The organism is Embleya sp. NPDC055664, assembly GCF_053618075.1.
Map to the genome: position 1 here is coordinate 113,672 of NZ_JBSHGZ010000009.1, position 6,078 is coordinate 119,749.

General features: G+C 72.3%; 6 protein-coding genes and 1 riboswitch. Of the genes, 2 read left to right on the forward strand and 4 right to left on the reverse strand.

What is annotated here, in order from left to right; all coding sequences use genetic code 11:
• Window positions 1-4: 4 nt before the first annotated feature.
• Window positions 5-1,426, reverse strand: coding sequence for an alpha/beta hydrolase family protein (locus tag ACWGR4_RS18090; RefSeq protein WP_452132935.1), 1,422 nt, complete (start codon window positions 1,424-1,426; stop codon window positions 5-7).
• Window positions 1,427-1,712: 286 nt separating this feature from the next.
• Here ACWGR4_RS18090 and ACWGR4_RS18095 point away from each other — a divergent pair, with 286 nt between their 5' ends.
• Window positions 1,713-3,077 (forward strand): cytochrome P450, encoded by a 1,365-nt coding sequence (locus ACWGR4_RS18095; RefSeq protein ID WP_452132934.1) that lies wholly within the window; start codon window positions 1,713-1,715, stop codon window positions 3,075-3,077.
• Between the two features lie 10 nt (window positions 3,078-3,087).
• Here ACWGR4_RS18095 and ACWGR4_RS18100 read toward each other — a convergent pair whose 3' ends face one another.
• Complete coding sequence (locus tag ACWGR4_RS18100) at window positions 3,088-3,690, reverse strand: hypothetical protein (RefSeq protein WP_452132933.1); 603 nt, start codon at window positions 3,688-3,690, stop codon at window positions 3,088-3,090.
• Between the two features lie 148 nt (window positions 3,691-3,838).
• Window positions 3,839-3,901, forward strand: a riboswitch (guanidine-III (ykkC-III) riboswitch).
• 12 nt (window positions 3,902-3,913) lie between these two features.
• Here ACWGR4_RS18100 and ACWGR4_RS18105 point away from each other — a divergent pair.
• Window positions 3,914-4,228, forward strand: a complete 315-nt coding sequence (locus ACWGR4_RS18105; protein WP_078981618.1) for a DMT family transporter — start codon at window positions 3,914-3,916, stop codon at window positions 4,226-4,228.
• 86 nt (window positions 4,229-4,314) lie between these two features.
• Here the strand turns inward: ACWGR4_RS18105 and ACWGR4_RS18110 are convergent, their stop codons facing one another.
• Complete coding sequence (locus ACWGR4_RS18110; RefSeq protein ID WP_380034142.1) at window positions 4,315-4,638, reverse strand: putative quinol monooxygenase; 324 nt, start codon at window positions 4,636-4,638, stop codon at window positions 4,315-4,317.
• Window positions 4,639-4,647: 9 nt separating this feature from the next.
• A complete protein-coding gene (locus tag ACWGR4_RS18115) occupies window positions 4,648-5,493 on the reverse strand; it encodes an SMP-30/gluconolactonase/LRE family protein (RefSeq protein WP_452132932.1) in 846 nt (281 codons plus the stop codon).
• Window positions 5,494-6,078 lie beyond the last annotated feature (585 nt).

The window sequence follows — 6,078 nt, forward strand, 5'->3', positions numbered from 1 at the left end:
GCGGTCACCCCGCTCGACCGGCCAGTTCCCGGAACCAGCGCAGCGCGGCGGCCGTGCCCAGCCGATTCGAGCCGGCGTGGTCGACATCCGCCCCGAAGCGGGTCACCCGGACGTCCACGCCCTTGGCCCGCATCGCCGCCCGGCAGTGCGCGGTGTTCGCGGGCGCCGCCTCGTCGTCCCCGGCCGCCACGTACAGCCGGACCGGCACCCGGGGCCGCCAGTCGGTGCACACCGCGTCGGTCTCCCGCAACGCGGCGGCCAGTGCCCCGGTGGGTCGGGTGAGCAGCGCCCGGCCCTCTTCGGTCAGCAGTTCGTCGAGGGAGTCCGGGGTCGCCTTCAGGATCTCCTCGTCCCGGTGCGAGCCGTCGAGCAGACCCTCGATGGTGTCCGCGTACCGCTTCCGGAAGACGTCCGCCGGGGTGTCGTAGATGTGGTGCAGACGGTTGTAGGCGACCAGGAGCAGGGCGCTGTAGAGCACGCTCGGCTTGTCGGCCAACTCGCGACCGAGCAGCGCGGGCAGTTGCACACCGCCGAAGTCGTACGCACCGCTGATCGGGGCGATCGCGCCGATGCGGAACCACGGATCGGCGCCGGATTGCAGCGCCCGGGCCAGCCCCAGCGCGGCCGACGCGCCCTGCGAGAAGCCGCTGACGTACACCTCGCGCGCCGTCGTGTGCCCGTGCCGGCCGATGAACTCGCGGGCCGCGCGCAGCAGATCGAGCGACGCGGTGGTCTCCGACGGGATGTCCATCCAGGGGTGCGGGCCGGGTCCCTCGCCCTGGCCGAGATAGTCCGGCATGGTGACCGGGAATCCGGCCGAGGCGTAGGTCAGCGCCGGGGCGATGCCCCAGGTCTCGTCGCTGGTCGACGGCGCGTCGCCGCGGTACAGCTCGGTGCCGTGCGTGTACGACACCACGCGCAGCCGCCGCTCGCCGTGGACCGGCAACGCGAGCAGGCCGGTCGCGGTGGTGGGGCGCCCGTGCGCGTCGACGGTGCGGTAGACGAGGCGGCGCAGTACGACGTCGTCGTGTATCGCGCCGGCGTCCCATCCGTCGTCGGCGAGCGCCCGCGCGGCCTCGGCGGCGGACACGGTGCGCAGGTCCACGACGTCCACGAGCGTGCCGCGTCCGCGCGCGTCGGCGGCGACGACGGTGTCCGGCGCAGCGAGGGTGTCGGCCCGGGCGCCGCCGGCGAGGGGGACCACGAACAGCCCGGCGAGGGCGAGGCCGACCACGATCCGGCGGCCGGTGGACCGGACGAACAGCGGCCGGGCGAACAGCGGCCGGGCGAAAGGGGGCTTGGCGGAACGGGCCTCGGCGAACAAAGACTTGGCGAACGTGGGCTTGGCGATTCGAGGCGTGGCGAACGGAGACTTGGCGAACCGGGACTGGGCACCGTCGTGCGATGCCGTGCGCTTCTTGGTCATGTCCCGACGGTAGATTTCCCGAACTCGCCCTGGCAGCCGGTCGGCCGGGGGTCGCCACGGCGGCATCCCCGGCGCCGGACACCCCGGCGAACCCCCGGCGCCGACCCCGGGGCGCGCCGGGTGGACGCGGCGCGGATCCTCGGTCCGCACCCACGCGGGCACACCCGACACGCCGCCGTCCCCCGACGCCTCCCCCGATCCGCGATGCGGCGCTGCTGGAATGGGTAGGACACCGCACGGCACGAGCCGAGTCGAATCCGCGCCGAATCCCCCAGGGAAGTGCCCCATGACCACGGCCCCCCACCCGCCCCGCGACCCGGCGCCGATCGCCCGCGCCGGTCGGGCTCCCGGTGCCTGGCCCGTGGCCGGGCACCTCCCGCACCTGCTCCGCGCGCCGCTGCGCTTCCTCGACTCACTGCCCGCGCATGGGGACCTGGTCGAGATCCGCCTGGGCCCGCGCCCCGCGTTCGTCCTGTGCCACCCCGAAATCGCCCGCCAAGTGATGAGCGACGGCCGCACGTTCGACCGCGTCGGCCCGCTCTACGAGGGCTCCCGCGCCGCCCTCGGCAACGGCCTGGCCACCTGCCCGCACGCCGACCACCGCCGCCAACGCCTGCTGATGCAACCGGCGTTCCGTACCGAGCACCTGCCCGGCTACGCGACGGCGATGGGGCATGAGATCGGCGTCGCGCTGGACCGGTGGCGGCCGGGCACGACCGTGGACATGGTCGACGAGATGTTCGCGCTCACCACGACGGTGGCCGTCCGCACCCTGTTCGGCTCGGGCATCGACGACCGCGACATCGCCGAACTGCGCGACAGCCTGGACACGTTCCTCAAAGGCGTCTACCTGCGCGCCCTGCTTCCCGCCGTCGACGCGGTGCCGACCCCGAGCAGCCGCCGCTACCGCCGGGGCCTGGCCGGCTGGCGCGCCCACGTGGCGCGCATCGTGGCCGACCGCCGGGCCGACGGCGCGGCCGGCCGCGATCTGCTCGCCCGCCTGCTCGCCGCCCGGGACGACGACGGCGGCGCGCTCGGCGAGAGCGAACTGCACGACCAGGTGGCGGTGTTGATCCTGGCCGGCGCCGAAACCACCTCCTCCGCGCTGGCCTGGTCCCTGCACCTGATCGCCGGCCACCCCGACGCGGAGCGCGCCCTGCACGCCGAGGTCGACGCCGTCCTCGACGGGCGCGTCGCCGGCCCCGACGACCTGCCCCGCCTGGCATGGACCGGCCGGGTCGTGCGCGAGGCGCTGCGCCTGTACCCGCCCGCCTGGGTGCTCCCCCGCACCACCACCCGCGCGGTCGACCTCGCCGGCCGCCGACTCCCCGTCGGCAGCACCCTCGTGTTCAGCCCGTACATCCTGCACCGGCACCCGGACTTCCACTCGGAGCCCGAACTCTTCCGCCCCGAACGCGAGTACGCCGACGGCACCGCTCCCGGCGCCTGGTCGCGGTCCGCGTTCGTGCCCTTCGGCGCCGGCCCCACCAAGTGCATCGGCGACACCTTCGCGCTCACCGAGAGCGTCCTGGCCCTGGCCTCCATCGCCGCCCGCTGGCGACTGCGCCCGGCCTCCGCCACGCCGGTTCGCGCCGTCCCGCGCAGCGTGCTGACCCCGCGCACCCTCCCGATGCGCCTGATCCCCCGCTGACCCGCGCCGCTCAGACCCCCTTCGCGACGCGCTCGCCCATCGGCCCGAAAATCACCGCCCAGTTGCCCGGGAACGCCGGCACCGCCGCGGACAGATGGAAGCGCACGACCGTGCACTCGTCCGCCCCGGCCCCGCCTCCCCGGATCGCCTCCAGGCAGTGATCGACGCAGTCGTTGACGTCGTCCTCGTCGAACCCGAGCCGCTCGTATGCCTCCCGCACCTCCGCCGGCAACGACCGCGACTCGTCCCACCCGGCGACCGCGTCGAACAGATAGAGCAGGTGGCTCCCGGGTTCGGGCAGTTCGGCCCGCAGCCGCGCCGTCTCGAACTCCCGGTGCACGTCGTCCGGGACCAGGCCGGACAGCGTCACCGCCGCGTCCACCAGCTCGGCCCAGTAGGCCGCGTCGTGCTCGCCGTCGGTCTGCCGCAGATACGCGCTCGCGAACGCCGCCATGACCTGCGGGTCCTCGATCAGCGGCGAGACGACCATGTCGCTCTGGTAGTCGAAGCCGAACCAGAGCCGGCGCCCGTCGAGCACGAGCGATTCGATCCCGGCCACATGGCCGACCCGTCCGGGCAGGGGCTCGGGGCATGGCGTGGAGGTGATGTCCATGCCGCAGACCGTACCGGCGCTCCCCGACGCCGGCCCGGACCTCCCCCACGCACCCCGACCCCCGCCGGGTGATCCCGGTCACCGACGGCGGCCGGGACTGGACGCGGCGGTTGTTTTGTGCGCCGTCGCGGGCGTGCGAGAGTGGTTCACGGAGCCCGAACCGGCTCCCGGACGAGGCACGCCGTACCCGGTCAGGACAAGACGGTGTCAGGGAGTGCTCGTCATGGCCTGGATCGTGCTGATCGTCTCCGGTGTCCTGGAAGCCGTCTGGGCGACGGCCCTCGGCAAGTCCGCCGGCTTCACCCGCCTGTGGCCGACCGTCGTCTTCGGCGTCGCGCTGACCGCCAGCATGAGCGGCCTCGCCTACGCGCTGCGCGATCTGCCGGTGGGCACGGGGTACGCCGTGTGGGTGGGCATCGGCGCGGTCCTGACCGTCACCTACGCGATGGTCTTCGACGGCGAGGCGTTCTCCGTCGTCAAGCTGCTCCTGCTCGCGGGCATCGTCGGCAGCGTGGTGGGCCTCAAGGTCCTGCACTAGCCAGCGCGTGTTCACCGACAGGCCCGGCGCCGGACATCCGCTACGGACGTCCGGCGCCCTCGGGCGGTCCGGAGCGCCGGCCGGCCTCAGTCGATCTGCAGTTCGCCCATCGCGCTCCACCCGCTCGCGTCCGGGATCACCGTGCTGACGATCTCGGGCGTGTGCCGAATCAGCGGCCGGAACCGCTCCAGCGCGTCCCTGAAGTGGTCGGAGTTCACGTGCGCGGCGGCCGCGTCGTCCCGGAACGCCTCGACCAGGACGTATGTGGTCGGATCGTCGAGACTGCGCGACCACTCGAACCACAGGTTGCCCGGCTCACCCCGCGTGGCCTCGGTAAACGCCGCGGCGTGTTGCGGCCAATCCTCGGCGTGCTCGGGCTTCACCGGGAACTTCACCACGATAAAAATCATTCGGTAACTCTAAGTCGTCGCCCTTGCCGTGGACACCGGCGCCGCAAGCAGTTGGCCCGTTCGGGGGCCGGCCGTCGGGTCGCTCATGCCGCGCCATTCGGTGGCGACGATGTACAGAGTGCGCCCGTCGGCGTCGAGCACGCAGGAGAAGCAGCCCCGGTCCAGGTCGAGCGTCGCCGTCACCTCGCCGCCCTCCCGGACCCGGACGCACCGTTTGTTCGGGACGTCCGCGTACCAGACGGTCCCTTGCGCATCGAGGCAGATCCCGTCCGGGACACCCGTGCCGAGGTCGGCCCACACCCGGCGGCGCGACAGGCCGCCGTCGGCGTCGATGTCGAAGGCGGTGAGGCGGTTGGCGTAGGACTCGGCGACGATCAGCGTCGTGTCGTCGGGGGTCACGGCCATACCGTTGGGGAATTCGACGCCGCCCGCGACCCGGCGTACCGACCCGTCCGCGGTGATCACCGCGACAAACCCCGGGCGCGGCGCCTCCCCGGTCATCGGGTCGAAGTCGGCGCCGTTGACGAACACGTTGCCCCGTCCGTCCGCGACGATCTCGTTGAACCCGCCGCCGACCGTGCTCAGATCCGCGTACGTCGCGAACGTACCGTCCGGCTCCGGCGTCACCACCCGCGCCTCGCTCGACGAGACGATCAACAATCGCCCGTCCACGGCCCGGTCGAAACACATCGGCAGGGACGGGAACGGCACCCGCACGACCACCTCGCCGACCCCCTCCGGATCGACCGCAATGATCTCGCCCGTACCCCAGTCGGCGAACCACGCCCGCCCGGCGTGCCATCGCGCGGACTCGCCGAAAACAATGCCCTCTCGCAGAACCGTGCTCTCGGACATCGCACACACCCTTCTCGACACCACGCTCGAAACCGTTGTCGGCCCCGATGCCTGTTCCCACCCCTTTCCCGATGGACCCTCGCGGGCGGCGGAACTCATCGCCCGCGTCGCATCGCCCCACTACCCGACGAACCGAACCTCCGGATACGCCTTCGACGGTCGGTCGAGCAGATCCCCCAACCGGCCGCGCAGGTGCCGGTCGCGGAAGGCCCGCACATAGGCACGGGTGACCCTCGACACCTTATATAACAAAACAATAACGGGTCCGGACCAGAAGTTCTCCCGTTGTTCAACCGGCCGACCGCCGCCCGTGGATGGCCGAACCCCCGCCCGTTGCATCGTGGTTCCCGCACGCTCCCGCAGGACTCCGACGCCCACCGCAACTCGGGCCGACGGTCCGGCGGTTCGATATGTCCACCGGTCTCGCTCGACGCCGGTGGCACTCGACGAAACACAGCCGGGGGGGTAAACCTAAAAAGTTAGGGCCCGCGGGGGGCGGGCGGGGTTGGCCCCCCCCCGGCCCAACCCCAACCCACAAACATAAAAAAAAAAAAAACAAAAAAAAAAAAAAAAGGTGTAGTTTAA